Source organism: Pseudomonas jinjuensis, from assembly GCF_900103845.1.
Classification (GTDB): Bacteria; Pseudomonadota; Gammaproteobacteria; order Pseudomonadales; family Pseudomonadaceae; genus Pseudomonas; species Pseudomonas jinjuensis.
Window position 1 is genome coordinate 132984 of the sequence record NZ_FNIJ01000006.1, and the last position, 23346, is coordinate 156329.

At 67.4% G+C, this 23346-nt stretch carries 26 protein-coding genes and 1 tRNA gene; 13 read left to right on the plus strand and 14 right to left on the minus strand.

What is annotated here, in order from left to right:
• The first annotated feature begins 70 nt into the window (after nt 1–70).
• Nucleotides 71–778, plus strand: coding sequence for a 4'-phosphopantetheinyl transferase family protein (locus BLR75_RS10285; RefSeq protein ID WP_245726130.1), 708 nt, complete (start codon nt 71–73; stop codon nt 776–778).
• Nucleotides 779–782: 4 nt separating this feature from the next.
• Here BLR75_RS10285 and BLR75_RS10290 read toward each other — a convergent pair whose 3' ends face one another.
• Together BLR75_RS10290 and BLR75_RS10295 are read right to left on the minus strand one after the other, a co-directional pair.
• Entirely contained in the window at nt 783–1439 is a 657-nt protein-coding gene (locus tag BLR75_RS10290) for a thiopurine S-methyltransferase (RefSeq protein WP_084310947.1), read from the minus strand.
• Nucleotides 1440–1521: 82 nt separating this feature from the next.
• Nucleotides 1522–1710 carry a hypothetical protein gene (locus BLR75_RS10295; protein WP_084310794.1) on the minus strand — a complete coding sequence of 63 codons (189 nt, stop codon included), beginning with the start codon at nt 1708–1710 and terminating at the stop codon, nt 1522–1524.
• Nucleotides 1711–1992: 282 nt separating this feature from the next.
• Here BLR75_RS10295 and BLR75_RS10300 point away from each other — a divergent pair, with 282 nt between their 5' ends.
• A complete protein-coding gene (locus BLR75_RS10300) occupies nt 1993–2760 on the plus strand; it encodes a DODA-type extradiol aromatic ring-opening family dioxygenase (RefSeq protein ID WP_084310795.1) in 768 nt (255 codons plus the stop codon).
• 145 nt (nt 2761–2905) lie between these two features.
• Here the strand turns inward: BLR75_RS10300 and BLR75_RS10305 are convergent, their stop codons facing one another.
• Nucleotides 2906–4621 carry a DEAD/DEAH box helicase gene (locus tag BLR75_RS10305; RefSeq protein WP_084310796.1) on the minus strand — a complete coding sequence of 572 codons (1716 nt, stop codon included), beginning with the start codon at nt 4619–4621 and terminating at the stop codon, nt 2906–2908.
• 379 nt (nt 4622–5000) lie between these two features.
• Nucleotides 5001–5747 carry a spermidine synthase gene (locus BLR75_RS10310; RefSeq protein WP_084310797.1) on the minus strand — a complete coding sequence of 249 codons (747 nt, stop codon included), beginning with the start codon at nt 5745–5747 and terminating at the stop codon, nt 5001–5003.
• 132 nt (nt 5748–5879) lie between these two features.
• Between BLR75_RS10310 and BLR75_RS10315 the strand changes: the two genes are divergently transcribed.
• A complete protein-coding gene (locus tag BLR75_RS10315; RefSeq protein WP_084310798.1) occupies nt 5880–7226 on the plus strand; it encodes a class II 3-deoxy-7-phosphoheptulonate synthase in 1347 nt (448 codons plus the stop codon).
• A gap of 252 nt (nt 7227–7478) precedes the next feature.
• Here the strand turns inward: BLR75_RS10315 and BLR75_RS10320 are convergent, their stop codons facing one another.
• The 3 genes from BLR75_RS10320 to BLR75_RS10330 form a co-directional block, all read right to left on the minus strand.
• A complete protein-coding gene (locus tag BLR75_RS10320; RefSeq protein WP_084310799.1) occupies nt 7479–8693 on the minus strand; it encodes a winged helix-turn-helix domain-containing protein in 1215 nt (404 codons plus the stop codon).
• Nucleotides 8694–8734: 41 nt separating this feature from the next.
• Complete coding sequence (locus BLR75_RS10325; protein WP_084310800.1) at nt 8735–9205, minus strand: DUF3291 domain-containing protein; 471 nt, start codon at nt 9203–9205, stop codon at nt 8735–8737.
• 71 nt (nt 9206–9276) lie between these two features.
• On the minus strand, nt 9277–9510 hold the full coding sequence (locus BLR75_RS10330) for a DUF1127 domain-containing protein (RefSeq protein ID WP_084310801.1): 234 nt from the start codon (nt 9508–9510) through the stop codon (nt 9277–9279).
• A gap of 97 nt (nt 9511–9607) precedes the next feature.
• On the opposite strand from BLR75_RS10330, the gene BLR75_RS10335 reads away from it, so the two are divergent.
• From BLR75_RS10335 to BLR75_RS10345, 3 genes are all read left to right on the plus strand, one after another.
• Nucleotides 9608–10462 carry a LysR family transcriptional regulator gene (locus BLR75_RS10335; RefSeq protein ID WP_084310802.1) on the plus strand — a complete coding sequence of 285 codons (855 nt, stop codon included), beginning with the start codon at nt 9608–9610 and terminating at the stop codon, nt 10460–10462.
• Nucleotides 10463–10559: 97 nt separating this feature from the next.
• Complete coding sequence (locus tag BLR75_RS10340; RefSeq protein ID WP_090416045.1) at nt 10560–11006, plus strand: MarR family winged helix-turn-helix transcriptional regulator; 447 nt, start codon at nt 10560–10562, stop codon at nt 11004–11006.
• A 146-nt stretch (nt 11007–11152) separates the two neighbouring features.
• Complete coding sequence (locus BLR75_RS10345; RefSeq protein WP_084310804.1) at nt 11153–11581, plus strand: organic hydroperoxide resistance protein; 429 nt, start codon at nt 11153–11155, stop codon at nt 11579–11581.
• Between the two features lie 61 nt (nt 11582–11642).
• On the opposite strand, the gene efp is transcribed toward BLR75_RS10345, so the two are convergent.
• Both efp and earP read right to left on the minus strand, forming a co-directional pair.
• On the minus strand, nt 11643–12209 hold the full coding sequence (gene efp / locus BLR75_RS10350; protein ID WP_084310805.1) for an elongation factor P: 567 nt from the start codon (nt 12207–12209) through the stop codon (nt 11643–11645).
• Nucleotides 12210–12239: 30 nt separating this feature from the next.
• A complete protein-coding gene (earP, locus tag BLR75_RS10355) occupies nt 12240–13382 on the minus strand; it encodes an elongation factor P maturation arginine rhamnosyltransferase EarP (protein ID WP_084310806.1) in 1143 nt (380 codons plus the stop codon).
• Nucleotides 13383–13544: 162 nt separating this feature from the next.
• On the opposite strand from earP, the gene BLR75_RS10360 reads away from it, so the two are divergent.
• A tRNA-Ser gene (locus BLR75_RS10360) sits at nt 13545–13634 on the plus strand.
• Nucleotides 13635–14030: 396 nt separating this feature from the next.
• Nucleotides 14031–14282: an outer membrane lipoprotei OprI gene (gene oprI / locus BLR75_RS10365; RefSeq protein WP_084310807.1), complete on the plus strand. Its 252-nt coding sequence runs from the start codon at nt 14031–14033 to the stop codon at nt 14280–14282.
• Nucleotides 14283–14393: 111 nt separating this feature from the next.
• Here the strand turns inward: oprI and BLR75_RS10370 are convergent, their stop codons facing one another.
• The 3 genes from BLR75_RS10370 to BLR75_RS10380 all read right to left on the minus strand — a co-directional run bounded on the left by BLR75_RS10370 (nt 14394) and on the right by BLR75_RS10380 (nt 16397).
• A complete protein-coding gene (locus tag BLR75_RS10370; protein WP_084310808.1) occupies nt 14394–15374 on the minus strand; it encodes a L,D-transpeptidase family protein in 981 nt (326 codons plus the stop codon).
• Between the two features lie 72 nt (nt 15375–15446).
• On the minus strand, nt 15447–15725 hold the full coding sequence (locus BLR75_RS10375) for a hypothetical protein (RefSeq protein WP_084310809.1): 279 nt from the start codon (nt 15723–15725) through the stop codon (nt 15447–15449).
• Between the two features lie 66 nt (nt 15726–15791).
• Nucleotides 15792–16397 carry an arylesterase gene (locus BLR75_RS10380; RefSeq protein ID WP_084310810.1) on the minus strand — a complete coding sequence of 202 codons (606 nt, stop codon included), beginning with the start codon at nt 16395–16397 and terminating at the stop codon, nt 15792–15794.
• Nucleotides 16398–16407: 10 nt separating this feature from the next.
• Between BLR75_RS10380 and BLR75_RS10385 the strand changes: the two genes are divergently transcribed.
• The 3 genes from BLR75_RS10385 to greB are packed head-to-tail and all read left to right on the plus strand — an operon-like array spanning nt 16408 to nt 20140.
• Complete coding sequence (locus BLR75_RS10385) at nt 16408–17091, plus strand: ABC transporter ATP-binding protein (protein WP_084310811.1); 684 nt, start codon at nt 16408–16410, stop codon at nt 17089–17091.
• Between the two features lie 8 nt (nt 17092–17099).
• On the plus strand, nt 17100–19592 hold the full coding sequence (locus tag BLR75_RS10390) for an ABC transporter permease (protein WP_090416051.1): 2493 nt from the start codon (nt 17100–17102) through the stop codon (nt 19590–19592).
• Between the two features lie 50 nt (nt 19593–19642).
• A complete protein-coding gene (greB, locus tag BLR75_RS10395) occupies nt 19643–20140 on the plus strand; it encodes a transcription elongation factor GreB (protein ID WP_084310813.1) in 498 nt (165 codons plus the stop codon).
• Between the two features lie 140 nt (nt 20141–20280).
• On the opposite strand, the gene BLR75_RS10400 is transcribed toward greB, so the two are convergent.
• Nucleotides 20281–20601 carry a hypothetical protein gene (locus BLR75_RS10400; protein ID WP_084310814.1) on the minus strand — a complete coding sequence of 107 codons (321 nt, stop codon included), beginning with the start codon at nt 20599–20601 and terminating at the stop codon, nt 20281–20283.
• Nucleotides 20602–20790: 189 nt separating this feature from the next.
• Here BLR75_RS10400 and thpR point away from each other — a divergent pair, with 189 nt between their 5' ends.
• Complete coding sequence (gene thpR / locus BLR75_RS10405; protein ID WP_084310815.1) at nt 20791–21312, plus strand: RNA 2',3'-cyclic phosphodiesterase; 522 nt, start codon at nt 20791–20793, stop codon at nt 21310–21312.
• Here thpR and BLR75_RS10410 read toward each other — a convergent pair.
• Complete coding sequence (locus tag BLR75_RS10410) at nt 21302–22189, minus strand: LysR family transcriptional regulator (protein ID WP_084310816.1); 888 nt, start codon at nt 22187–22189, stop codon at nt 21302–21304. The genes thpR and BLR75_RS10410 overlap by 11 nt on opposite strands.
• A gap of 93 nt (nt 22190–22282) precedes the next feature.
• On the opposite strand from BLR75_RS10410, the gene BLR75_RS10415 reads away from it, so the two are divergent.
• The gene (locus BLR75_RS10415) at nt 22283–23296 is read left to right on the plus strand and encodes a YeiH family protein (RefSeq protein WP_084310817.1); all 1014 of its coding nucleotides are present in this window, start codon (nt 22283–22285) and stop codon (nt 23294–23296) included.
• The last annotated feature ends 50 nt before the right edge of the window (nt 23297–23346 follow it).

Below are 23346 nucleotides of genomic sequence, written 5' to 3' on the forward strand. Positions count from 1 at the left end.
GCATTTGCAATGGAATGTAAACAGGCCCCGCGGCTGGCAGGATCGCCCGCTGCCCGGCAGAATGCCCTGCATGCCGATTCCCGACGATTTCCTCACCCCGCCCCAGGCGCACTGGCCCCTGCCCTCGCCGCTCGCCGGCACGGTGCTGTGCAGCAGCCGCTTCGATCCCGCGCTCCTGGCCGACGACGGGGCGGCGCGCCACGGAGTGCCGCTGCCGGCCAACGTCGCCCGCGCGGTGGCCAAGCGTCGCGCCGAATACCTCGCCGGACGCATCTGCGCCCGCGACGCCATGGTCCGACTCGGGTGCCAGCCAGCGGTCCCCGGCACCGCCGAGGACCGCGCGCCGATCTGGCCGGCCGGGCTCTGCGGATCGATCACCCACAGCGAAGGCTGGGCCGCCGCGGTGGTCGCGAGGTCCTGCGACTGGCGCGGCCTGGGCATGGATGCGGAACAACTGCTGGAAGACCAGCGCGCCCTGCGCCTGGCGCAGGAAATCCTCACCGCCGACGAACTCGCCCGCCTCGACCCGCAACAGGCCGGCCTGCAGGTCACCCTGACCTTCTCGCTCAAGGAAAGCCTGTTCAAGGCGCTCTATCCGCTGGTGCTGCAGCGTTTCTATTTCGAGGATGCCGAACTGCTGGAATGGCGCGCCGACGGCCAGGCGCGCGTGCGCCTGCTCGTCGATCTCGGTGGGGAATGGAAACGCGGCCGTGAACTGCAGGGCCAGTTCGGCCTGTTCGACGGCCGCCTGCTCAGCCTGGTGGCGATTCCCGCCTGACGGATCAGTCGCGCGTCAGTCGGTAGACCGCTTCATCCAGCCGGGCCACCCCGCGCTGCTGGAACTTGCCGTTCTCCGCCAGCACGTCGCGCCGCTCGATTTCATCGACGCTCCAGGCCCCGGCGAACAGCTCGCGCACTTCCGCCGCGGGAACCGAGAACGGCGGGCCGCTCATCTGTTCCTGCGGGTACTCCAGCGTCACCAGCAGGCCGCGCAAGGGCCGCGGCAGGATGGCGGAAAGGTGGCGCACATAATCGATGCGCAGGTCCGCCGGCAGGGCGATCAGCGCGGCGCGGTCGTAGAGCGCCCGGCAACCGGCCACCTGTTCGGGACGCAGCTGGAAGAAGTCGCCGAGGATGATCTCCACATCGCCATGCCGGTATACCGGCATCTCTCCCTGGCGATCCACCTCGGGCTCGACGCCCTGGGCGGCGAAGAAATCCTCCACCGCCCGCTGCGCCAGCTCCACGCCCAGCACCCGCTGGCCGCGCCCGGCCAGCCAGAGCAGATCGAGACTCTTGCCGCACAGCGGCACCAGCACCTGCGCCCCGGGCTCGACGCCGAGGGCCGGCCAGTGCTGCCGGAGGTAGGGGTTGACCTGATCCTGGTGAAAACCGATCTCGTTGCGCGCCCAGCGCTCCTGCCAGAACTCTTCGTGCATGACTGCCCCCATCGCGACATTCGGGAAAGGGCCGCCCGCTGCGGCCCGAGGCAGGATATTCGCCGAATGGCCGGATAACAGGCTAGTGCTGGAAGGCCAGACCCAGCATCCGCGGCAGCCAGTGCTGCTGCAGCGCATTGCGTTCGCTGGCTTCGACGATCTTGAGGCTGACCCGTCCGTCGCGCACGCGGTGGACGAGCACTTCGGTGCCGTCATCCAGCAGGATGCGGTCACCTTCGGCGAGGGTGAAGGCCTGGGTGGGTTGCTCCATCTGTTGGCTCCTCGTTCTTGTAGGAATGGGCCCGGGAGTCTCCGTGCTTGAGCCGCCGCTGGGCCTGGGAGGCTCTCAGGACAGCATAGGCACGATTCGCCGAACCGGCTCGTTAGGAACGCTCTGAGGGATGGTTGTTCCCGGCCGGCCAATGTATCCGCCGGACGGCAGGAATGCGTTGAACACCATCAAGGAATGCGATGGTTATGTTCGAAAACCCATACTGGATTTCGATCATTCGTCCGCTGAACATGGAAGCATTCCGGATTGCGAGGTTCACCCATGCTTCCCTCCCTGTTCATCTCCCACGGCTCCCCCATGCTCGCCCTGGACCCCGGCGCCAGCGCCGCGCCGCTCCAGCGCCTGGCCCGGGAACTGCCACGGCCACGGGCGATCCTGGTGGTCTCCGCGCACTGGGAAACGCCCGACCTGCGGGTCGGCAGCGCCATGCAGCCGGAGACCTGGCACGACTTCCATGGCTTCCCGGACGAGCTGTACCGCGTGCAGTACCCGGCGCCGGGCTCGCCGGAGCTGGCCGCGCGGGTGTTCGAACTGCTCGCCGCCGATCACCTGCCGGCCACCCTGGATGCCGAACGCCCGCGGGACCACGGCGCCTGGGTGCCGCTCAGCCTGATGTACCCGCAGGCGGACATCCCGGTCGTGCAACTGTCCCTGCCCAGCCGCCTCGGCCCGGCCATGCAGGACCGCATCGGCAAGGCATTGCGTCCGCTGCGCGAGGAAGGCGTGCTGCTGATCGGCTCGGGCAGCATCACCCACAACCTCGGCGAACTGGACTGGCACGCCGGCCCCGAGGTGATCGAACCCTGGGCGCGGGAATTCCGCGACTGGATGGTGGAGAAGCTCGCCAGCGATGACCAGGAAGCGCTGTTCGACTACCGCCGCCAGGCACCCTGGGCGACGCGCAGTCATCCGCGCGACGAGCACCTGCTGCCGCTGTACTTCGCCCGCGGCGCCGGAGACGGGATGCAGGTGGAGCACGCCGGCTTCACCCTCGGGGCGCTGGGGATGGATATCTATCGGTTCGGATAAGGGCGAGCACCCCGGGATGCCCTTCGCGTAGGGCAGGTGAAACCCGCCGATCTTCCTGGCACCCGCCCTACATGCTGGCCCCGGCGCGACGGCCCCATGAAAAAGCCCCGCACTATGGCGGGGCTGCTTCATTCAGCGCCGAGGATCAATCCTCGCGATAGCGGCGCAGGCGCAGGGCCTTGCCGGCGACGCGGGTGTCCTTGAGCTTGCCGAGCAGGCGTTCCAGCCCCTCTTCCGGCAGCTCGATCAGGCTGAAGGTCTCGCGGATCTGGATGCGGCCGATGGCCTCGCGGGACAGGCCGCCCTCGTTGAGGATGGCGCCCAGCAGGTTCTTCGCCGCGACGCCGTCGCGCGCGCCCAGCGCGGTGCGGCAGCGGGCGCGGCCTTCGCTCGGCGGAGCCATCGGGCGGCGCTCGCCACCACGGTCGGCACGTTCGCCACGATCCGGACGGGCGCTACGCTCGCCGCGGTCGCTACGTTCGCCACGTTCATAACGATCGCTGCGCTCGCGCGGTGCGGCCGGGGTCAGCGGCTGTTCGCGGCGTACCGATTCCAGGTCCAGCGCCTTGCCGGCGGTGAGCTTGGCGACCAGCACGGCGGCCAGGGTCTCGGCGTCGGTGCCGAGGCGGCGGCACAGCTCGTCACGCACGGCGCCACGCTGGGCCACGGCGGTTTCCAGCAGCGGCTGCAGGCCGGCGGCGAGGCGCGACAGGCGTGCTTCCAGCACGGTCTCGGCGTCCGGCAGGCGTACTTCGCCGACCTTCTGCCCGGTCACGCGCTCGATCACCTGCAGCATGCGGCGCTCGCGCGGGGTGACCAGCAGCAGCGCGCGGCCTTCGCGGCCGGCGCGGCCGGTACGGCCGATGCGGTGCACGTAGGACTCCGGGTCGTACGGCATGTCGATGTTCAGTACGTGGGTGATGCGCGCCACGTCCAGGCCGCGGGCGGCGACGTCGGTGGCGATGACGATGTCCAGCGAACCGTCCTTCAGCGACTCGATCACGCGCTCACGCTGCGCCTGCGGCATGTCGCCGTTCAGCGCGGCGGCGCGGTAGCCCTGGCGCTCGAGCAGCTCGGCGATGTCCAGGGTGGCCTGCTTGGTGCGCACGAAGCCGATCAGCGCGTCGAACTGCTCGACTTCCAGCAGACGCAGGATCGAGGCGGCCTTCTGGTCGGCATGAACCATCAGGTGGACCTGCTCGATGCGCGCCACGGTCTGGGTCTTGGCGGCGATGCGGACGTGCTTCGGCTCGTTCAGGTGGCGCTCGGCGATGCTGCGGATCGAGGCCGGCAGGGTCGCGGAGAACAGCACGGTCTGGCGGCCTTCCGGCATGGCCTCGAAGATCACTTCGAGGTCTTCCATGAAGCCGAGCTTGAGCATCTCGTCAGCCTCGTCGAGCACCAGGCGCTGGACGGTGGACAGCAGTTTCTCGTCGCGGCGCAGGTGGTCGCACAGGCGGCCCGGGGTGGCGACCAGGACCTGGGCGCCCTGGCGCAGGGCCTTGAGCTGCGGGCCCATGGGCGCGCCGCCGTAGACGGCGACGATGCCGACGCCCGACAGCTGCTTGGAGTAGGTCTCGCACGCGGTGGCGACCTGCAGGGCCAGCTCGCGGGTCGGGACGAGGATCAGTACCTGCGGCTCGCGGCGCGCCGGGTCGATCTTCGACAGCAGCGGCAGGGCGAAGGCGGCGGTCTTGCCGGTGCCGGTCTGCGCCTGGCCGATCATGTCGTGGCCTTCGAGAATTACCGGGATCGACTGGGCCTGGATCGGCGACGGCTCTTCGTAGCCGACCGCGGCGATCGCCGCCAGAACATTGGGATGAATACCGAGCGCGGCGAAGCCGCCGGTTTCCTGGGTCATGGGTTTTGCCTCTAAGTATCCGCAAAGACCCAAGAGCCAGGCTGCGCATGCCCTGTACGACGGTGAAACGTCACCCAGGCAGCCGGAAAGAGGGGATTTGCGAAATCGATTGGAAGAAGAATTACGTCAAGGAGTGTCCGCACAGCGGACGCACAGACAGAGCGACAGCTCCGAAAGATGCGGGTCCCAGAACGGGGCTTTTTTGGCCGGCGCGCATCATACCGGAAATCCCGCGGAATGTGCGCCTTTTCCGATAGTCCCCGGCGAACGGTCGGATCGCAGACCGGCCGGATGGCCCCGCGCATGCCGGTTCCGCCCGCGGCGGCGGGCACGATTCCGGCCTGCGCAGCGCCCTGCCGCACAAGCCGTCCAGCCACCGTCACTGCGCCGGACGCAGCGACTCGATATAGCCCTGCAGCGGATAGCCGAGGTCCGGCTCCAGCGCGGCGGCACGCTTCTTCAGGGCAGGCAGGTCGAGTTCCTGGTCGAGGTCGGCCGGCACGAACAGGATCACGTTACCCTCCGGCACCGGGCACTCCAGGTAATGGTGGTGATAGCGGCCGCGCAGCAATGCGGCGCCCAGCGGCTTGCCTTCGTCGGTGCTCCACTGGTTGATCACCAGCCAGCCGCCCGGACGCAGGCGCTCGCGGCAGGCGCCGAGGAAGCCCCAGGCCAGGTGCGCCGGCGCCGGGCCGGTGTCGGTGTAGAGATCGAGGAAGATCAGGTCGGCCGGCTCACAACCGGCCAGTTCCTCCACCGCGTCGCCGATGCGCAGGTTCAGCCGCGGATCGTCCACCAGCCCCAGATGCTCGCGGGCCAGGCGCGGAATCGCCGGGCGCAGCTCGATGGCCTCCACCTCTTCCAGCGGCAGGTATTTCAGGCACGCCTGGGTCAGGCTGCCGGCGCCAAAGCCGAGGAACAGCGCGCGCTTCGGCCCCTCGTGGCAGAGCGCGCCGAGCAGCATGGCGCGCGAATAGTCGTATTCCAGCCAGCTCGGATCGCCGATGCGCACACAGCTCTGCTCCACCTCGTCGCCGAATTCCAGGTAGCGGTAGCCACCCTGCTCGACGATGCGGATCACGCCGAAGGCATCCATTTCCTCGACTATCAGGCGCTCGTCGCTCATCGACGCACCCTGTGGTTGACCTGTGCCACGCGAATTCCCCACTCCGAACAAAAGCGCAAGGATAACAGGCCGGACCGCCCCGGCTAGCTGATACCATGGAGCATCGCCCGCAACCCGCCGCACGAGTCACCGATGAGCCTGCCCTGGAGTCCCGATAGCTGGAGGGACAAACCGATCCAGCAACAACCCGTCTACCCGGACTCCGCCCGCCTGCACGAGGTGGAGAAGACCCTCGCCAGCTATCCGCCGCTGGTGTTCGCCGGCGAGGCCCGCGAACTGCGCCGGCAGTTCGCCGAGGTCACCGCCGGCCGCGCCTTCCTCCTGCAGGGCGGCGACTGCGCGGAAAGCTTCGCCGAGTTCTCCGCGGCGAAGATCCGCGACACCTTCAAGGTGCTGCTGCAGATGGCGGTGGTGATGACCTTCGCCGCCGGCTGCCCGGTGGTGAAGGTCGGGCGCATGGCCGGGCAGTTCGCCAAGCCGCGCTCGGCGAACGAGGAAACCGTCGGCGACCTCACCCTGCCCGCCTACCGCGGCGACATCGTCAACGCCATCGGCTTCGACGAGAAGAGCCGCGTGCCGGACCCGGAGCGCCTGCTGCAGGCCTATCACCAGTCCACCGCCACCCTCAACCTGCTGCGCGCCTTCGCCCAGGGCGGCTTCGCCGACCTGCACGAGGTGCACAAGTGGAACCTCGACTTCATCGCCAACTCGGCGCTGGCGGAACGCTACAGCCAGCTCGCCGACCGCATCGACGAGACCCTGGCGTTCATGCGCGCCTGCGGCCTGGACACGGCGCCGCAGCTGCGCGAGGTGAGCTTCTTCACCGCCCACGAGGCGCTGCTGCTGAACTACGAGGAAGCCTTCATCCGCCGCGACAGCCTCACCGGCGACTGGTACGACTGCTCGGCGCACATGCTCTGGATCGGCGACCGCACCCGCCAGCCGGACGGCGCCCACGTGGAAATGCTGCGCGGCATCGGCAACCCGATCGGGGTGAAGATCGGCCCGAGCATGGCCGATGACGACCTGATCCGCCTGATCGACATCCTCAACCCGGACAACGATCCCGGCCGCCTCAACCTGATCGTGCGCATGGGCGCGGACAAGGTCGGCGAAGGCCTGCCGCGGCTGATCCGCACCGTGCAACGCGAAGGCCGCCAGGTACTGTGGAGTTCCGACCCGATGCACGCCAACACCATCAAGGCGTCCAGCGGCTACAAGACCCGCGACTTCGCGCGCATCCTCGCGGAAGTGCGGCAGTTCTTCGACGTGCACCAGGCGGAAGGCACCTACGCCGGCGGCATCCACATCGAGATGACCGGGCAGAACGTCACCGAATGCATCGGCGGCGCCCGCCCGATCACCGAGGACGGCCTCAGCGACCGCTACCACACCCACTGCGACCCGCGACTGAACGCCGACCAGTCGCTGGAGCTGGCGTTCCTGATTGCGGAGACGTTGAAGCAGGTGCGGCGCTGAGCGATATCTGGTCGCGGGCATGGCCCGCTCCTACAACATCGCCGGCCTTATCGTTCCCACGCTCCTGCGTGGGAATGCCGCTCTCGACGCTCCCGCGTCGATGGGACGCGGAGCGTCCCCGGATGGGTTCCCACGCGGGAGCGTGGGAACCATGAACAACAGGTAGGGTGGATGAGGCTTTTTTCATCCACCATCGCGGCCATGGGCCATGGTGGATCGGTGGAGCTGATCCACCCTACGTCCTCCCCGACCCTATGCGAGCAATGCCCTGAGCCGCACGCCCAACGGCCTGCGGCATTCCACATGCACATCGGCCAGCCCCAGCCAGTCCGCCATTTCGCGCAACTGCGCGGCCAGGGCGATCAGTCCCGCCTCGCCCAGCCCCTTCTCCTCTTCGTGCACGGCGTGCACCGCCAGGCGCTCGCGGCCGCGTTCTGTGCGCAGGTCGACCCGCGCGGCGAGGCGTTCGTCGAACAGGAACGGCAGCACGTAGTAGCCGTACACGCGCTTGTGCTGTGGGGTGTAGATCTCCAGGCGATAGTGGAAATCGAACAGGCGCTCGGTGCGCGCCCGTTCCCAGACCAGCGAATCGAAGGGCGACAGCAGGGCGCTGGCCTTCACCTTGCGCGGAATGACCGGCTCGCCGGGGCAGTAGGCCGCCTGCCCCCAGCCATCGACGCGCGCCGGCAGCAGCTCGCCGGCCTCCACCAGTTCGGCCAGGCGCGCCTTGCTGTCCTCCGGCTTCAGGCGGAAGTAGTCGCGCAGGTCCTTCTCCGTCGCCACGCCCAGCGCGCCGGCGGCGTGCAGCAGCAGGCCGCGCTGGGCCTCGCTTTCATCCGGCTCCGGCTGTTCCAGCAGGGCCGACGGTAGAACCCGCTCGGGCAGGTCGTAGAGCCGCTCGAAACCCCGCCGCCCCGATACCGTCACCTCGCCGGCGGCGAACAGCCATTCCAGCGCGTGCTTTTCCGCGCTCCAGTCCCACCAGGGGCCGGCGCGCTCGGTGCGGGTGGTCAGGCTGCCGGCGCCGAGGGCGCCCTGTTCGCGCACGGCCTGCAGCACGCGCTCGATCACCTCGCGCTGCTCCCTGCCGAATCGCGCCAGCTGCGCATAGATGCCCTCCCCTCTGGCTGCGCGGCGCATGCGCCAGCGCATCAGCGGATAGAGTTCCAGCGGCAGCAGTGACGCCTCGTGCCCCCAGTATTCGAACAATCGCCGATGCCGCCCGGCGCTCCAGGCCGCCTCGTCGAGCAATGCTTGCGGATAGCCGCCGAGGCGGGAGAACAGCGGCAGGTAGTGCGAGCGCACCAAGGCGTTGACCGAATCGATCTGCAGCACGCCCAGCCGTTCGAACAGGCGCTGCAGATGGCGCCGCTGCACCGCTCCGCGCGGACGGCGTTCGGCAAAACCCTGGGCGGCCAGGGCCAGCCGGCGGGCTTCCTTCAGGGACAGCGATTCGATGGCGGACATGGACTCATTTCGCGACGGACGAGCCCATGATCCTAGCCGCTTCAGGCAGGCAAGGGCACGCCATGCGGAGCGGGATAGGGATTGGCGAAGGTGAAGGCTTCCGGCGAAGGACCCTGCGCCTGCAGTTTCAGCAACGCGTCGCGGGCGGATTCGACACCGGGCAGCTCGCCGGCCGGCAGCCACCAGAGCGCCAGGCTGGGGACGGTCAGGCGTTCCATCCATTCGCGCTTCTGCTTCAGGACCGCCAGGTGCTCGCCGGAATAGACGAAATCCCGCAGCGCCTCGACGGATTCCCACACCGACAGGTTGACGATGATCCGCTCGTCCTCGAAGGCGCGGATGGACGTCGCATCGCCCTCTTCGGTCTGCAGCCGCCAGACGAAACCGGGACTCGCGTCGGCCAGCCGATTGACGTGGTCGAGCTGGTCGACGAAGCCCTTCATCAGCGGGTGATCGAGAGGCTCGCGGGTCCTGGCGATGTTCACCTGGGCGAGATGGTAGGTGGCTGGCATGGCGGCATTCCCTTGCGATATGGACGGGTGGAGTGTAGGTGCAGCACGGCCAAGCCGTGCTGCCGGGGTGGTCAGTGCTTCAGCGGGTCGTCCCAGAAGTGGCGATGGATCTCCCGATCGACATCCGCGCGGGTCAGGCCGATGTCCTTCAGCGTGGCGTCGCTCAGCGAAGCGAGGTTCTGCCGTTGCCGGTGCAGCTGCAGCCAGCGCCGCAGGACGGCCAGCGCGCGTTTCCAGATCGGAGCGGCGATCTCCCGACGGGGAGTCTTGTACGAGGTTGCAACGAAACCGAGTTGACCTTTCATCTTGATGCCCTCCCTTCAGGCTTGGCGTCAGTGTCGCTCCGGGCATAAGATCAATCCAACGAATCATTCTTATGCGATACATCTCGGAGATTGATGAATGGCCAGTTTCCCCGGTATCGATACCGAATTGCTGCGCACCTTCGTGGCGATCGCCGACCACGGCGGTTTCACCCGCGCCGCGGAGGTGGTGAACCGCACCCAGTCGGCCGTGAGCATGCAGATGAAGCGGCTGGAAGACGACGTGTTGGAGCGCTCGCTGTTCGAGCGTGACGGCCGCCAGGTCCGCCTCACGCCCGAGGGCCAGGTGCTGCTGGGCTATGCGCGGCGCATCCTCAAGCTGCACGGCGAGGTGTTCAACACCCTGCGCCAGCCGCACATGGTCGGCGCGGTGCGCATCGGTACGCCGGACGACTACGTGATGCGCTTCCTGCCGGAAATCCTCAAGCGCTTCGCCGAGGCCTATCCGCTGGTGCAGGTGGAAGTGCACTGCGAGCCGTCGGCGCAACTGCTGACCCGCCAGGACCTCGACCTGTCCATCGTCACCCGCGAGCCGGGCACCGAGATCGGCCAGCTGCTGCGCCAGGAATCCTTCGCCTGGATGGCCGCCGAGGGATTCTGCCCGCACGATCACCGACCGATCCCGCTGGCGATGTTCAACAGCCAGTGCTTCTGCCGCGCCTTCGCCTGCAACGCGCTGGAGGCGATGGAACTGGACTACCGTATCGCCTATTCCAGCCCCAGCCTGTCGGCGCTGTTCGCCGTGGCCAGCGCCGGGCTGGCGCTCACCGCCCAGCTGCGCAGCCTGCAGAACGGCAACCTGCGCATCCTCGGCGAGGAAGACGGCCTGCCGCCGCTGCCCTCGGCGAGCATCGTGCTGCTGCGCAATCCGAGGACCCAGTCGCCGGTCACCGAGAAGCTGGCGGAGTACATAGTCGAAGGCTTCAAGCCCTGAGGTGCAACGCGTCGGCAACGCCGACTCCGAGGCTTCCCTGGCAGGCCAATAACTGTCGCGCTAAATTAATGCGCAATGGCTTGTTGGAGACTGCCGTATGAAAACCTCAACCTGCGAACAGCTCAGGCTGGATAACCAGCTGTGCTTCGCCCTCTATTCCACCTCGCTGCAGATGACCAAGACCTACAAGCCGCTGCTGCAGGAACTCGGCCTGACCTACCCGCAGTACATCGCCATGCTGGTGCTGTGGGAGCAGGACGGCATCACCGTCGGCGAGATCAGCGCGCGCATGCTCACCGACCCCGGCTCGCTCACGCCGCTGCTCAAGCGCCTGGAGGGCGAAGGCCTGATCACCCGCACCCGCAGCAGCGCCGACGAGCGCGTGGTGGAACTGCACCTGACCGACAGGGGCCGCGCGCTGCGCAAGCAGGCGGAGGCCATTCCCTCCTGCATCCTCGAAGCCAGCGGCCAGTCCGTCGAAGACCTCCTGGCGCTGAAGGACGAACTGGTGGCCCTGCGCGCCCGGCTGCAGGACGCGGACTAGAGGCTTATTCCCCGATGACGGTTCGTTCATAACGAACTCGTCCAAGAATTATCTTGCGCACTAACTATTCTGGGTTTAGTTTTCACAGCACGCACTACTTAGCGCGCAAAATTTTATCGAACCAATCGAAACGGGAGCAGCCCACCATGCAAGCGATCAAAGCCCTCTACACCGCCACCGCAACCGCCACCGGAGGCCGCGACGGCCGCGCCGTGTCCTCGGACGGCATCCTCGACGTGAAACTGACCACGCCGAAGGAACTGGGCGGCGCGGGCGGTGCAGCCACCAATCCCGAGCAGCTGTTCGCCGCCGGCTACTCCGCCTGCTTCATCGGCGCCATCAAGTTCGTCGCCGGCCAGAAGAAGGTGCAGGTCCCCGCGGACACCTCGATCACCGGCAAGGTCGGCATCGGCCAGATCCCCGGCGGCTTCGGCCTGGAAGTGGAACTGAACATCGACCTGCCAGGCCTGGAGCGCACCGTCGCCGAAGAGCTGGTGGCCGCCGCCCACCAGGTCTGCCCCTACTCCAACGCCACCCGCGGCAACATCGACGTGCGCCTGAACGTCAGCGTGTAAATCCCGCGGAAATGAAAAAGCCCGGCTTCGAAGCCGGGCTTTTTCATGTCTCGCGAGGCAATCAGGCCTTGACGCGGGACTTGTACTCGCCGGTGCGGGTATCGATCTCGATGGAGTCGCCGATTTCGCAGAATGCGGAAACCTGCAGCTCGGCACCGTTCTTCAGGCGAGCGGTCTTCATGACCTTGCCGGAGGTGTCGCCACGGACAGCCGGCTCGGTGTAGACGATTTCGCGAACGATGGTGGTCGGCAGTTCGACCGAGATCACCTTGTCGTTATAGAAGACGGCTTCGCAGACGTCGGTCATGCCGTCTTCGATGAAGGTCAGCACGCCTTCCAGGTCGTCTTTCTCGATTTCGTACTGGTTGAACTCGCCGTCCATGAACACGTACAGCGGGTCGGCGAAGTAGGAGTAGGTCACTTCCTTGCGATCGAGGATGATCGGCTCCAGCTTGTCGTCGGCCTTGAACACGGTCTCGGTGCCGGCGCCGGTCAGCAGGTTCTTCAGCTTCATCTTGACGACGGCGGCGTTACGGCCGGACTTGTTGAATTCGGCCTTCTGGACGACCCAGGGGGCGCCGTTGATGTTAGCTACCTGGCCAGCGCGGAACTCTTGAGCGGTTTTCATACGAATATCCGATTGGGTGAAGACAAAAAATCAGGGGGCGTATGATAGCCAACTTGTATAAAAATGCACCAGCCCCGCGGCAAGATCTGTCCTTTCCCCCAGTTCGTCGCTCCAGCGCAATGCGTGTTCTTCCCACTGCGGTGTGAGTGCATCCAGCGTTTTCCAGGCTTCGGCCATCGAGCCCCTGGCGTTCCAGGCGCCCCAGCAGGATTCCACGGCCTGCTTCAGCGCCGCGGGCATCTGCGCGGTGTACAGATCGAGGAATGCATCGAGCTTCTCCAGGTGGATGTCCTCGTCCTGCTTATAGATGTGCCAGATGAACGGCCGCCCCGCCCACTGCGCGCGGACGAAGGAATCCTCGCCGCGCACCGCGTTGAGGTCGCAGCTCCAGAGCAGCAGGTCGTAATCCTCCTGACGCACGAAAGGCAGCACCTGCAGGCGCAGGGAAGCGCGCTCGTGCGTCTCGCCCACAGCCAGGTCCGTAACGCCCAGCCAGCGCATCACGTCGCCGAGCGCCCTGCCCTCGGGAACCAGCACCAGGGTCGGGCGCCCGGCCGCGGCCAGTTCATCCAGCCAGGGAGCGATGGCCGGGTTCTCGTAGGTGAACAGCGAGACCAGCCGCTCGCCCGGACGCATCGCCACGCCGAGCGAGGCGAGGAAGTCGCGGCGGGCCTGCTCGTCGGCCTGGAACGCGCGGCGGCGCTCCAGCAATCCCGCCTCGCGCAGCAGGCCGCCGGTCCCGGCCTGAAAGCCGGGGAAATAGAAGTACTTCTGCAAGCCGCAGGACTGCAGGGACGGCAAGCCGTGACAGTCGGCGACCCAGGGCTCGGCGCTGAGGTATTCCAGATTCAGCCAGAGCGGGCCGACCGGCCGCTCGCGCATCGCCTGCAGGTAGGCATCCGGCAGGTGGCAGGCGAATGCCTCGATCACCACGTCCGCCGCTTCGCCGTCCTGCCAGGGCTTCGGCCAGAGGCGGACATCGACTCCCGACTGCCATTGCTGCGCCAGGTTCGGGTCGGCCCCGGGGCATAGGCGGGCGAAGGGTGCCAGGTCGTCCACCCACAGGCGCACCTGCTGGCGCTGCTCGCCGGCCAGTTGGCGGGCCAGGCGCCAGGTCACGCCGATGTCGCCATAGTTGTCCACCACACTGCAGAAGATGTCCCAGCTCGCCATCGCACCCGCCCTCGTCATCAGGCCGCCAGTTTAGCAACGGAGCGCCGCGACTTTCTCCGGCCTTCGTCCTTAAGCCGATGAATCCGTTGAAAAAAAGATTTGCCTTCGGCGATCCGTTCGGATACATTGCGCGCCTCGACGAACACAGCGTCGTCGAAATCTGGTGAGGTGTCCGAGCGGTTGAAGGAGCACGCCTGGAAAGTGTGTATACGGGAAACCGTATCGAGGGTTCGAATCCCTCCCTCACCGCCAGATTAAAAAGCCCGGCTAAGAAGTTAGCCGGGCTTTTTCGTTTTACGGCCGAACACTTCCGCGACGCAAAGTTCCTTCGGACAAATGCATATCCGCGATTAAACAGTTCCGCCGTCGTTACACTCGGATATCTAAAGCTGTTCCGCCCTACTCCAGTGCAAGCAAGCTGCCATCACCTTCCTGACTCTTTTCGGAAACACTCCCTTGCCAGACTGGACAGTTTTTGTGCAAGTCTCGGACTTGCACTGGCAACTCCTGTTCATACATGAAAAAAAAGTGCCGTACTTGCGCTCAGTCGGTTTACTTACTAAAAGTAATGGGTACTATGTAGTCCGGCTAATTTCCCAGTGATGGGAGATTGCTTTTAATGGAAATGTCCACCTTAAGGGGAACACGATGAACAACGTTCTGAAATTCTCTGCTCTGGCTCTGGCTGCTGTTCTGGCCACCGGTTGCAGCAGCCACTCGAAAGAAACCGAAGCTCGCCTGACCGCTACCGAAGACGCAGCTGCCCGTGCCCAGGCTCGTGCTGACGAAGCCTATCGCAAGGCTGACGAAGCTCTGGCCGCTGCTCAGAAAGCCCAGCAGACCGCTGACGAGGCTAACGAGCGCGCCATGCGTATGCTGGACAAAGCCAGCCGCAAGTAATAGGTCTCGTACCTATTATAAAAGCCGACCCTCATGGGTCGGCTTTTTTATGGGCGCAAGAAAAAACCCGCGGACCTTGCGGCCGGCGGGTTCCTTCGCTGTGGTGGCGAATCAGGGCATCTGCTGTGCAGTCTGGTCGGCCGTGGCTGCCACAGGGGAGTTCTGCATCTGCTGCGGCTGGGCAATGGCGACCGGCAGGCCATCTTCCGCGGCAACGACTTCACGCACCACGTTCCAGTCCATCTGCATCTGGTTGGCGATATCTTCGCGCTTGAGCAGGGCATTGATCACCGCAGTGTGCTTGTCGACTATCGAAGGATCGCCCTTGTCGTCGATCGGCGCGTGCGCTTCCAGATAGATCTTTCCTTCGCTGCGGCCGAACTTGTAAGGCTCGTTGATGATCCGCACCGGAGTGCCGACCGGAATCATCGAGAACAACTGGGTCACGTCCCCGTTGTACATGCGGAAGCAGCCGTGGCTGGTGCGCGTGCCGATGCCGAACTTCTTGTTCGAACCGTGGATCAGGTAACCGTGGAAGCCGAGGTTCATCTTGAACGGACCGAGCGGATTGTCCGGGCCCGGCGGGACCACGGCCGGCAGCGGATCGCCATCGGCGGCGTGCTCGGCGCGGATTGAGGCCGGCGGATACCAGGCCGGATCCTTGGTCTTGGAAATCACCCTGGTATCGCCCAGCGGCGACCCCCAGCCTTCCCGGCCGATACCGAGGGCATAGGTGTAGACCATGTTCTTGCCCTTCGGGTAGTAGTACAGGCGGTACTCGGCGAGGTTGATCACCACGCCCTCGCGCGGCCCCGGCGGCAGGATGAAGCGGGTCGGAATGATGACCTCGGTGCCCACGCCGGGCAGCCAGGCGTCGACGCCCGGGTTGGCGGCGAGCATTTCCTGGTAGCCGAGGCCGTACTTCTCGCCCAGGTCGGCGAAGGTATCTTCGTACTTGGCCTTGATGACCTGCACCTGGCCGACGATATCCTCGCCCGGCGGCGGCATCGGCAACTCGATGGCAGAAACATGACTGGCCGAAAGCAGCGCGGCTAGCGACAGCGAGCAGGCGGCAAAAACACGCGACAACATCCGAAGATCCTTGACGAAGCTTAGTGGCAAAGGGGGATTAGTTTATCACTGAGCGCCGTTTCGCAGGAAAGTTCAGACAGTCCAGGCGAAACGCGCGCCGCGGCGCTGCTCTTTCAGCTGCCTCAGGCACTCGCTGCACAGGCGCCGATCATGCAGCTGCCGCCGCTCCAGGCCGCGCCAGAGCGGTTGCGCAGGCAACAGTCCACCACAGAGGGTGCGATCGGCAGGGGTTCCCAGCTCGAGCTGACGGGCGACCAGATGCACGCGCATCTCACGACAGGCGAACAGGTCGAGCTGTTCGTCGGGCTCGATCAGCTGGTAGGCGTAGAGGGTCCAGGCGGGGCGCGGCATGGTGGCTCCTGAAGGGTGCGCAAACATAGCGGAAAGGCCAGTCGCGGGGAAGCCTCGATAACGCTTTCAGAGCAAAGGTTTCAGTGTCGGCCAGAGATTTTCCAGCAGCCTGGGCTGGGCATTGGCCGCGGGGTGGATGCCATCGGCCTGCATCATCCGCGGATCGCCCCCGACGCCTTCGAGGAAGAACGGCACCAGCGGCACCTCCTGTTCCTCCGCGACCTGCTCGAAGACCCGGGCGAAGGCCTGGGTGTAGCGCTCGCCATAGTTCGGCGGCAGGCGCATGCCGAGCAACAGCACCTTGGCCCCGGCCTGTTTCGACTGGCTGACCATCCCGGCAAGATTTCGTTGCAATTGAATCGGCGCCATTCCACGCAGGCCATCGTTGCCGCCCAGCTCGATCACCACCAGCTCCGGCTGCTCCTGGGCGAGCAGCTGCGGCAGCCGCGCCAGCCCGCCGGCACTGGTGTCGCCGCTGATCGAGGCATTCACCACGCGGTAGTCGAAGCCCTGCTCCTCGAGGCGTTTTTCCAGCAGGCTGACCCAGCCCGCTCCGGTATCCAGGCCCAAACCGGCGCTGATACTATCGCCGACGACCAACAGCGTCTGCGCCGCGGCCTGCTGTGCGATCAGAAGCAGGGCCAGGCAGCCGCTCAACAGCCATGCACGCATCGGATCCTCCATGAGCGCAAGCATTCTCACCGCGCAGAACCTTAGCAAGGTCGTGCCCAGCGCGGAAGGCGAACTGACCATTCTCCACGACCTCTCGCTGGAACTCTCCCCCGGCGACAGCCTGGCCATCGTCGGCCGCTCCGGCTCCGGCAAGTCCACCCTGCTCGGCCTGCTCGCCGGGCTCGACGAACCCAGCGGCGGCATCGTCCATCTCGCCGGCCACATCCTCGGCCAGCTCGACCAGGACCAGCGCGCCCGGGTGCGCGCCGCCCACGTCGGCTTCGTGTTCCAGTCGTTCCAGCTGCTCGACAGCCTCAATGCGCTGGAGAACGTCATGCTGCCGCTGGAGCTGGAAGGCCGCCGCGACGCTCGCCAGCGTGCCCGCGAGCTGCTCGAACGGGTCGGCCTCGGCGAGCGCCTGACCCACTACCCGCGCCAGCTCTCCGGCGGCGAACAGCAGCGCGTGGCGATCGCCCGCGCCTTCGCCGCCGAACCCGACGTGCTGTTCGCCGACGAGCCCACCGGCAACCTCGACAACGTCACCGGCGAGCACATCGGCGAGCTGCTCTTCGAGCTCAACCGCGAGCGCGGCACCACGCTGATCCTGGTCACCCACGACGAACGCCTGGCACGCCGCTGCCGGCGGCTGATCCGCCTGGAAAGCGGGCGCCTGGTCGAACACCCGGAGCCTTGATGAATACCCTGCCACTGCCGCGCCTGTTCCTCCTGGCCCTCCGCCAGTTGCTGCGCGAGGCCCGCAGCGGCGAACTGCGGGTGCTGTTCTTCGCCCTGCTGATCGCCGTCGCCGCCAGCTCCGCCATCGGCTACTTCAGCGCCCGCCTGAACGGCGCGATGGTGGTACGCGCCGCCGAATTCCTCGGCGCCGACCTGGTGCTGAGCGGCACCCGTCCGGCCAGCGCCGGGCAGGTCGAGGCGGGATTGCGCCTGGGCCTGCAGCACGCGCGCAGCGTCGAATTCTCCAGCGTGATCGCCACCGACCAGGGCATCCAGCTGAGCAGCGTGAAGGCGGTGGACGACGGCTATCCCCTGCGCGGCCAGTTGAAAAGCGCCGCCGCACCGATGCAGCCGGAAACCGCGGGCGGCAAGCCGCAGCCGGGGGAAGTCTGGGTCGAGTCGCGCCTGCTGGTCAGCCTCGACCTGAAGATCGGCGACAGCGTCGACATCGGCCGCCAGCCGCTGCGCATCGCCCGCGTGCTGACCTACGAACCGGACCGCGCCGGCGACTTCTACAGCCTGACGCCACGGGTGCTGATGAACCTGCGCGACCTCGACGCCACCGGCGTGGTGCAGCCCGGCAGCCGGGTGCGCTACCGCGAGCTGTGGGGCGGCCCGGAGGATGCGCTGCAGGCCTACCGGCGGGAAGTCACCAGCGGGCTGGCGGCCAACCAGCGGCTGCTCGACGGCCGCCACGGCAACCGGCAGATCGGCGATGCGCTGGGCCGCGCCGAACGCTACCTCAACCTCGCCAGCCTCGCCGCCATCCTGCTCGCCGGCGTCGCCGTGGCGCTCTCGGCGAACCGCTTCGCCGTGCGCCGCTACGACGCCAGCGCCCTGCTCCGCTGCCTCGGCCTGTCGCGCCGGCAAACCCTCCTTCTATATGGACTGCAGCTGTTCAGCCTGGGCCTGGTCGCCAGCCTGTGCGGCGCGCTGCTCGGCTGGCTGGCGCAGCTCGGCCTGTTCCAGCTGCTGGCCAACCTGCTGCCGCCGCGGATTCCCCAGGCCGGACCGCTTCCCGCCCTCGCCGGCATCGCCACCGGGATGATCGCCCTGGCCGGCTTCGCCCTGCCGCCGCTCGCCGCCCTCGGTCGCGTGCCGCCGCTGCGGGTGCTGCGCAGCGACCTGCTGCCGGTGCCGATGCGCACCTGGATGGCCTACGGCTGCGCGCTGCTGGCGCTGGGCCTGATCATGTGGCGGCTGAGCCTCGACCTGCGCCTGACCCTGGCCCTGCTGGCCGGCGGCATGCTAGCGGCGGTGGCGCTGGGCTTCGCCCTGCTGCTGATGCTCAACGGCCTGCGCCGTTTATTGGCCCAAGCCAGCCTGCCCTGGCGCCTCGGCCTCGGCCAGTTGCTGCGGCATCCGCTGGCCGCCGCCGGGCAGAGCCTGGCCTTCGGCCTGATCCTGCTGGCGATGGCGCTGGTCGCCCTGCTGCGCGGCGAACTGATGGACACCTGGCACGAACAGCTGCCGGCCGACGCGCCCAACCATTTCGTGCTGAACGTGCTGCCCGCCGAGAAGGACGCCTTCGAGCAGCGGGTGAAGGCTCTGTCGCCGCGGGTCGAGCCACTGTTCCCCATGGTCCCCGGCCGTCTGGTGGCGGTGAACGGCAAGCCGGTGCATGCGCTGGACGAGGACGTGCGCAGCGAGCGCGCCCTGCAGCGCGACCTCGGGCTGACCTGGTCGGAGCGGCTGCCGTCGGGCAACGCCGTAGTCGCCGGCCACTGGTGGCGCAAGGATGCCCGGCAGGACCTGCCCGGCGTCTCGGTGGAGGCAAAGCTCGCCGGCAACCTCGGCATCGGCCTCGGTGACCGGCTCAGCTTCAACATCGCCGGACAGGTCCGCGAGGCGCGGGTGGAGAGCCTGCGCTCGGTGAAATGGGACAACTTCCAGCCGAACTTCTTCATGGTCTTCGAACCCGGCACCCTGGCCGACCTGCCGGTGACCTACCTGACCAGCTTCTACCTGCCCGCCAGCCAGGAGCGCGAGCTGATCGAACTGTCGCGCGCCTTCCCCACCGCCACCCTGCTGCCGGTGGACGTCCTGCTGGCGCAGCTGCGCGGCATCCTCGACCAAGTCACCCTGGCCGTCGAATACGTGCTGGTGTTCGTCCTCGCCGCCGGCTTCGTGGTGCTCTTCGCCGGCCTGCAGGCCACCCTCGACGAGCGGGTCCGCCAGGGCGCCCTGCTGCGCGCCCTCGGTGCCGAACGCAACCTGCTGCTGCGCGCCCGGCGCAGCGAGTTCGCCCTGCTCGGCGCGGTCAGCGGCCTGCTCGCCGCGCTGGGCTGCGAAGTGGTGAGCTACCTGCTCTACCGGCTGGTCTTCGACCTGCCCTGGCATCCGCATCCCTGGCTGCTCGGCCTGCCGCTGCTGGGCGCGCTGCTGGTGGCCGGCGCCGGCCTGGTGGGCACGCGCAGGGCGCTGAACATCAGCCCGTTGCGTCTGCTCCGGGAAGGTTGATCGGGTAGACTCGCAGGCATTCCACACACCTCAGCAAGCCACGGAAGAACATGAGCCGTTATCGCCCGCCGCGCACCGCCGGCACTCCGCTGATCACTCCCGAAGGCGAAGCGCGACTGCGCGCCGAACTGCACGAACTGTGGAACGTCCGTCGTCCGCAGGTGACCCAGGCGGTCAGCGAGGCCGCCGCCCTCGGCGACCGCTCCGAGAACGCCGAGTACATCTACGGCAAGAAGATGCTGCGCGAGATCGACAGCCGCGTGCGCTTCCTGCGCAAGCGCCTGGAGAACCTCAAGGTGATCCGCGAGCGCCCGGCCGACCCGCGCAAGGTCTACTTCGGCGCCTGGGTGACGCTGGAAGACGAGGACGGCGAACAGGCCCGCTACCGCATCGTCGGCCCGGACGAACTGGACCTGCGCAACAACCTGATCAGCATCGACTCGCCCCTGGCGCGGGCACTGGTCGGCAAGGAACTCGACGCCGAGGTGCTGGTGCACAGCCCGGCGGGCGAGAAGCTCTGGTTCATCGTCGAGATCGACTATCCGTAACGCCCCGCTCCACCGGTCAAGGTGATGCATGGACAAGGGTGGATGAGGTTTTTTCATCCACCATTGCGGGGCCGCATGCGCGGCATGGTGGATCGATGGAGCGTGATCCACCCTACGCATTGCCAAGGATGGAGCGGCGCTCAGAAACCTGCCGGGCGGCGGGTGATCAGGCCCTGGCGGGCGACGCGGATCAGTTCGCGCACCAGCGGTTCGAGCTCTTCGCGCGCCGGGCTCTGCACCACGGCGAAGTCGAAGCTGTCGCTCGGAAAGCGGGCGATGTCGTCGAGGGTCTGGGCGAACTGGATGAGGAAGGTGCGGGAGCCGTTCCAGCGTTTCGGCCAGCCTTCGAGGTAACGGACGAGGCTGGGCTGGTGGTTGCCGCCGAGGAGAATCCTCGGGTTGCGCCGGATCAGGCCGGTGGTGATGGGGGCCAGGCGCACGAGTGGTGTGGGACAGGTCATGGTGTCATGTCTCCGCCTCTGGGGTCCTGCTGGACGCGGCGAGAGGCACACCGAACCAGCGCTTTAGCGGTATTTCGATGCCTGGTCCGGCATCCGCGCCCCGCAAGTTGCTACTTAAATCGGCGCTGTGCGGCATCCTAGAGAAGCGCGGGCGATACTGTCAACCGACCTGACTGCGGGAACTCGCCCATGACCACGCCTCCCCTGCGACTGTTCTTCGCCCTGCCCTGCCCGAAGGACCTGGCCACCCTGCTCCATGCCTGGTGCGAGGGCATCGGCGCGGACGGCCACGCGGTAGCGGCGGCCAACCTGCACATGACCCTGGCCTTCCTCGGCGCGGTGCCGCGCGGCCGCAAGGCGGAGCTGCTGGAGCTGGGCAAGTCCCTGCCCCGCCAGGCGTTCGACCTGCAGCTCGACCATCTCGGCCGCTGGCGCAACGGCATCCTCCATCTCTCGCCGAGCGGCGCGCCGCAGCCGCTGTTCGACCTGGTCCAGGCGCTGCGCCAGGCGCTCGGCGATCACCAGTTCGAAGTGGAGCGGCGCGAGTTCCGCCCGCACCTGACCCTCGCCCGCCACGCCACCCGCCTGCCCGCCGCGCAGCCGGCGTTCCTCTGGCAGGTCGACCGCGTCGCCCTGTTCAGCTCGGAAAACACCCCGCACGGCGTGCACTACCGGGCCATCGGCAACTGGCCGCTGAAGGCTAGCGGGTAGGCCAGGCTTCGGCGAAGTCGAGGAAACGGCGCAACCCGGCGCTGGGGAACTTGTCGATGTGCAGCGCGCGGAAGAAGGTGCGCCGCAGCGGCCCCAGCGGATTGTCCAGGGCGACCAGCTCGCCACGTTCCAGCTCGGCCGCCACCACCCGCTGCGACAGGCAGCCGATGCCGACACCACTGGCGATCAGATGCTTGATCGCCTCGGCGTTGCTCACCTCCAGCGGCGCCCGCAGGCTGCCGATCCGCGGCAATACCTGCTGCTCGAAAGTCTCGCGGGTGCCCGAGCCCGCCTCGCGCAGAATCCAGCGCGCCCGGGCCAGATCGCCGGGCTCGATGTGGCGTTGCGGCGCCAAGGGATGATCCGGCGCCGCGAGCAGCAGCATCTCGTCCTCCATCCAGGGCGTGAGCTGGATCTGCGGGTGCTGGATCGGCGCCTCGATGAAGGCCACGTCCAGGCGGAATTCGCAGAGCGCCTGGATGATGTCGCGGCTGTTGGCCACCTGCAGTTGCAGGCAGCTGTCCGGCAGCTCGGCGAGAAAGGCAGACATCACCCGCGGCAGCAGGTAGCCGCCGATGCTGCGGCTGGCGCCCAGGCCGAGCTGCACCGGCGCAGCGGCGAACAGCGCCTCCAGCTCGGCGCCTTGGGCGAGCAGCGCGCAGGCCCGGGGATACAGCGCCCGCCCGTTGTCGTTCAGCGCCAGGCGCTTGCCGCTGCGATCGAACAACCGCGTGCCCAGCGTCCGCTCCAGCTCCTGCAGCGCCTGGCTGGCGGCGGACTGCGACAGCGCGATGGCCGCGGCCGCCTGGGTGACGTTGCCGGATTCGGCAATGGCAGTGAAGGTCGCCAGCTGGCGAAGGGTGATGCGTGGCGCCATATCGATAAAACCGGTCGATCCAATAAGAACAATCCGTTTTTACACTAACCAGCACCGGCGCACCATGGCGACACCTTACACAAGGAGCCCGTCATGCCCGCCCTGATTCGTCCACTTCCCGGCGCCCTGCTCTGCCTGCTGCTCGCCGGCGTCGCCAGCCTGCTGGTGAAAATCCCCGGAATGCAGGAACTGGGACTCGGCAGCCTGACCCTGGCGATTCTCCTCGGCCTGCTGGCGGGCAACCTGGGGCTCGGGCGCTTCGAGGCGCTGCGCAGTGGCGTGGACCTCTCCCGCCAGCGCCTGCTGCGTCTCGGCGTGGTGCTCTACGGCCTGCGCCTGACCTTCCAGGACATCGCCGCCCTCGGCCCCGCCGCGCTGGTGATCGACGTGCTGATGGTCACCACCACGCTGTGCGCCGCCTGGCTGATCGGTGTGCGCTGGCTCAAGCTTCCGCGCGAGAGCGCCCTGCTGATCGGCGCCGGCAGCGCCATCTGCGGCGCGGCGGCGGTGATGGCGAGCAGCCCGGTGCTGCGCGCCCGCGCCGAGCACACCGCGGTCGCCGTCGCCACCGTGGTGCTGTTCGGCACCCTGGCGATGCTCGTGCATCCGCTGCTGTTCAGCCATCTGCCGCACCTGTTCGGCAGCAGCCAGGCGTTCGGCATCTTCACCGGCTCGACCACCCACGAGGTGGCCCAGGTGGTCGCCGCCGGCCGCGCCATGGACCCGGCCGCCGCCGACGCCGCGCTGATCAGCAAGATGCTGCGGGTGCTGCTGCTGGCGCCGGCGCTGCTGTTCCTCGGCCGCCTGGCAGCACCGGGGGAAAGCGGTGGCGAGCGCAAGCTGCAGATTCCCGGTTTCGCCGTCGCCTTCATCGGCGTCACCGCGCTGCGCTCGCTGGACCTGGTGCCGCATGCCTGGCTGGCGCCGCTGCAGTATCTGGACGACGTGCTGCTGGGCATGGCCATGGCCGCCCTCGGCCTCGCCACCCGCCTCGCCGACCTGCGCCGCGAGGGGCCGCGTCCGCTGCTGCTGGGCGCCGGGCTGTTCGTCTTCCTGCTGCTCGGCGGCGGATTGATCAACAGCGGCGTGCAGCATCTGCTGGGCTGAAACGAAAAAGGGCGGATGCCGCATCACCCGCCCTTCCCGGCGTTCCGGCG

What these genes read in the sequence shown, in the direction of transcription:
- BLR75_RS10305 (WP_084310796.1), bottom strand. Translation starts at nt 4,621, where the DNA reads ATGACCCAGGAAACCGGCGGCTTCGCCGCGCTCGGTATTCATCCCAAT.
- BLR75_RS10315 (WP_084310798.1), top strand. Translation starts at nt 5,880, where the DNA reads ATGAGCCTGCCCTGGAGTCCCGATAGCTGGAGGGACAAACCGATCCAG.
- BLR75_RS10340 (WP_090416045.1), top strand. Translation starts at nt 10,560, where the DNA reads ATGAAAACCTCAACCTGCGAACAGCTCAGGCTGGATAACCAGCTGTGC.
- BLR75_RS10285 (WP_245726130.1), top strand. Translation starts at nt 71, where the DNA reads ATGCCGATTCCCGACGATTTCCTCACCCCGCCCCAGGCGCACTGGCCC.
- earP (WP_084310806.1), bottom strand. Translation starts at nt 13,382, where the DNA reads ATGGCGAGCTGGGACATCTTCTGCAGTGTGGTGGACAACTATGGCGAC.
- BLR75_RS10375 (WP_084310809.1), bottom strand. Translation starts at nt 15,725, where the DNA reads ATGCCGCGCCCCGCCTGGACCCTCTACGCCTACCAGCTGATCGAGCCC.
- BLR75_RS10310 (WP_084310797.1), bottom strand. Translation starts at nt 5,747, where the DNA reads ATGAGCGACGAGCGCCTGATAGTCGAGGAAATGGATGCCTTCGGCGTG.
- BLR75_RS10385 (WP_084310811.1), top strand. Translation starts at nt 16,408, where the DNA reads ATGAGCGCAAGCATTCTCACCGCGCAGAACCTTAGCAAGGTCGTGCCC.
- BLR75_RS10320 (WP_084310799.1), bottom strand. Translation starts at nt 8,693, where the DNA reads ATGTCCGCCATCGAATCGCTGTCCCTGAAGGAAGCCCGCCGGCTGGCC.
- BLR75_RS10415 (WP_084310817.1), top strand. Translation starts at nt 22,283, where the DNA reads ATGCCCGCCCTGATTCGTCCACTTCCCGGCGCCCTGCTCTGCCTGCTG.
- efp (WP_084310805.1), bottom strand. Translation starts at nt 12,209, where the DNA reads ATGAAAACCGCTCAAGAGTTCCGCGCTGGCCAGGTAGCTAACATCAAC.
- BLR75_RS10300 (WP_084310795.1), top strand. Translation starts at nt 1,993, where the DNA reads ATGCTTCCCTCCCTGTTCATCTCCCACGGCTCCCCCATGCTCGCCCTG.
- thpR (WP_084310815.1), top strand. Translation starts at nt 20,791, where the DNA reads ATGACCACGCCTCCCCTGCGACTGTTCTTCGCCCTGCCCTGCCCGAAG.
- oprI (WP_084310807.1), top strand. Translation starts at nt 14,031, where the DNA reads ATGAACAACGTTCTGAAATTCTCTGCTCTGGCTCTGGCTGCTGTTCTG.
- BLR75_RS10410 (WP_084310816.1), bottom strand. Translation starts at nt 22,189, where the DNA reads ATGGCGCCACGCATCACCCTTCGCCAGCTGGCGACCTTCACTGCCATT.
- BLR75_RS10380 (WP_084310810.1), bottom strand. Translation starts at nt 16,397, where the DNA reads ATGCGTGCATGGCTGTTGAGCGGCTGCCTGGCCCTGCTTCTGATCGCA.
- BLR75_RS10330 (WP_084310801.1), bottom strand. Translation starts at nt 9,510, where the DNA reads ATGAAAGGTCAACTCGGTTTCGTTGCAACCTCGTACAAGACTCCCCGT.
- BLR75_RS10290 (WP_084310947.1), bottom strand. Translation starts at nt 1,439, where the DNA reads ATGCACGAAGAGTTCTGGCAGGAGCGCTGGGCGCGCAACGAGATCGGT.
- BLR75_RS10400 (WP_084310814.1), bottom strand. Translation starts at nt 20,601, where the DNA reads ATGACCTGTCCCACACCACTCGTGCGCCTGGCCCCCATCACCACCGGC.
- BLR75_RS10325 (WP_084310800.1), bottom strand. Translation starts at nt 9,205, where the DNA reads ATGCCAGCCACCTACCATCTCGCCCAGGTGAACATCGCCAGGACCCGC.
- BLR75_RS10295 (WP_084310794.1), bottom strand. Translation starts at nt 1,710, where the DNA reads ATGGAGCAACCCACCCAGGCCTTCACCCTCGCCGAAGGTGACCGCATC.
- BLR75_RS10370 (WP_084310808.1), bottom strand. Translation starts at nt 15,374, where the DNA reads ATGTTGTCGCGTGTTTTTGCCGCCTGCTCGCTGTCGCTAGCCGCGCTG.
- greB (WP_084310813.1), top strand. Translation starts at nt 19,643, where the DNA reads ATGAGCCGTTATCGCCCGCCGCGCACCGCCGGCACTCCGCTGATCACT.
- BLR75_RS10345 (WP_084310804.1), top strand. Translation starts at nt 11,153, where the DNA reads ATGCAAGCGATCAAAGCCCTCTACACCGCCACCGCAACCGCCACCGGA.
- BLR75_RS10335 (WP_084310802.1), top strand. Translation starts at nt 9,608, where the DNA reads ATGGCCAGTTTCCCCGGTATCGATACCGAATTGCTGCGCACCTTCGTG.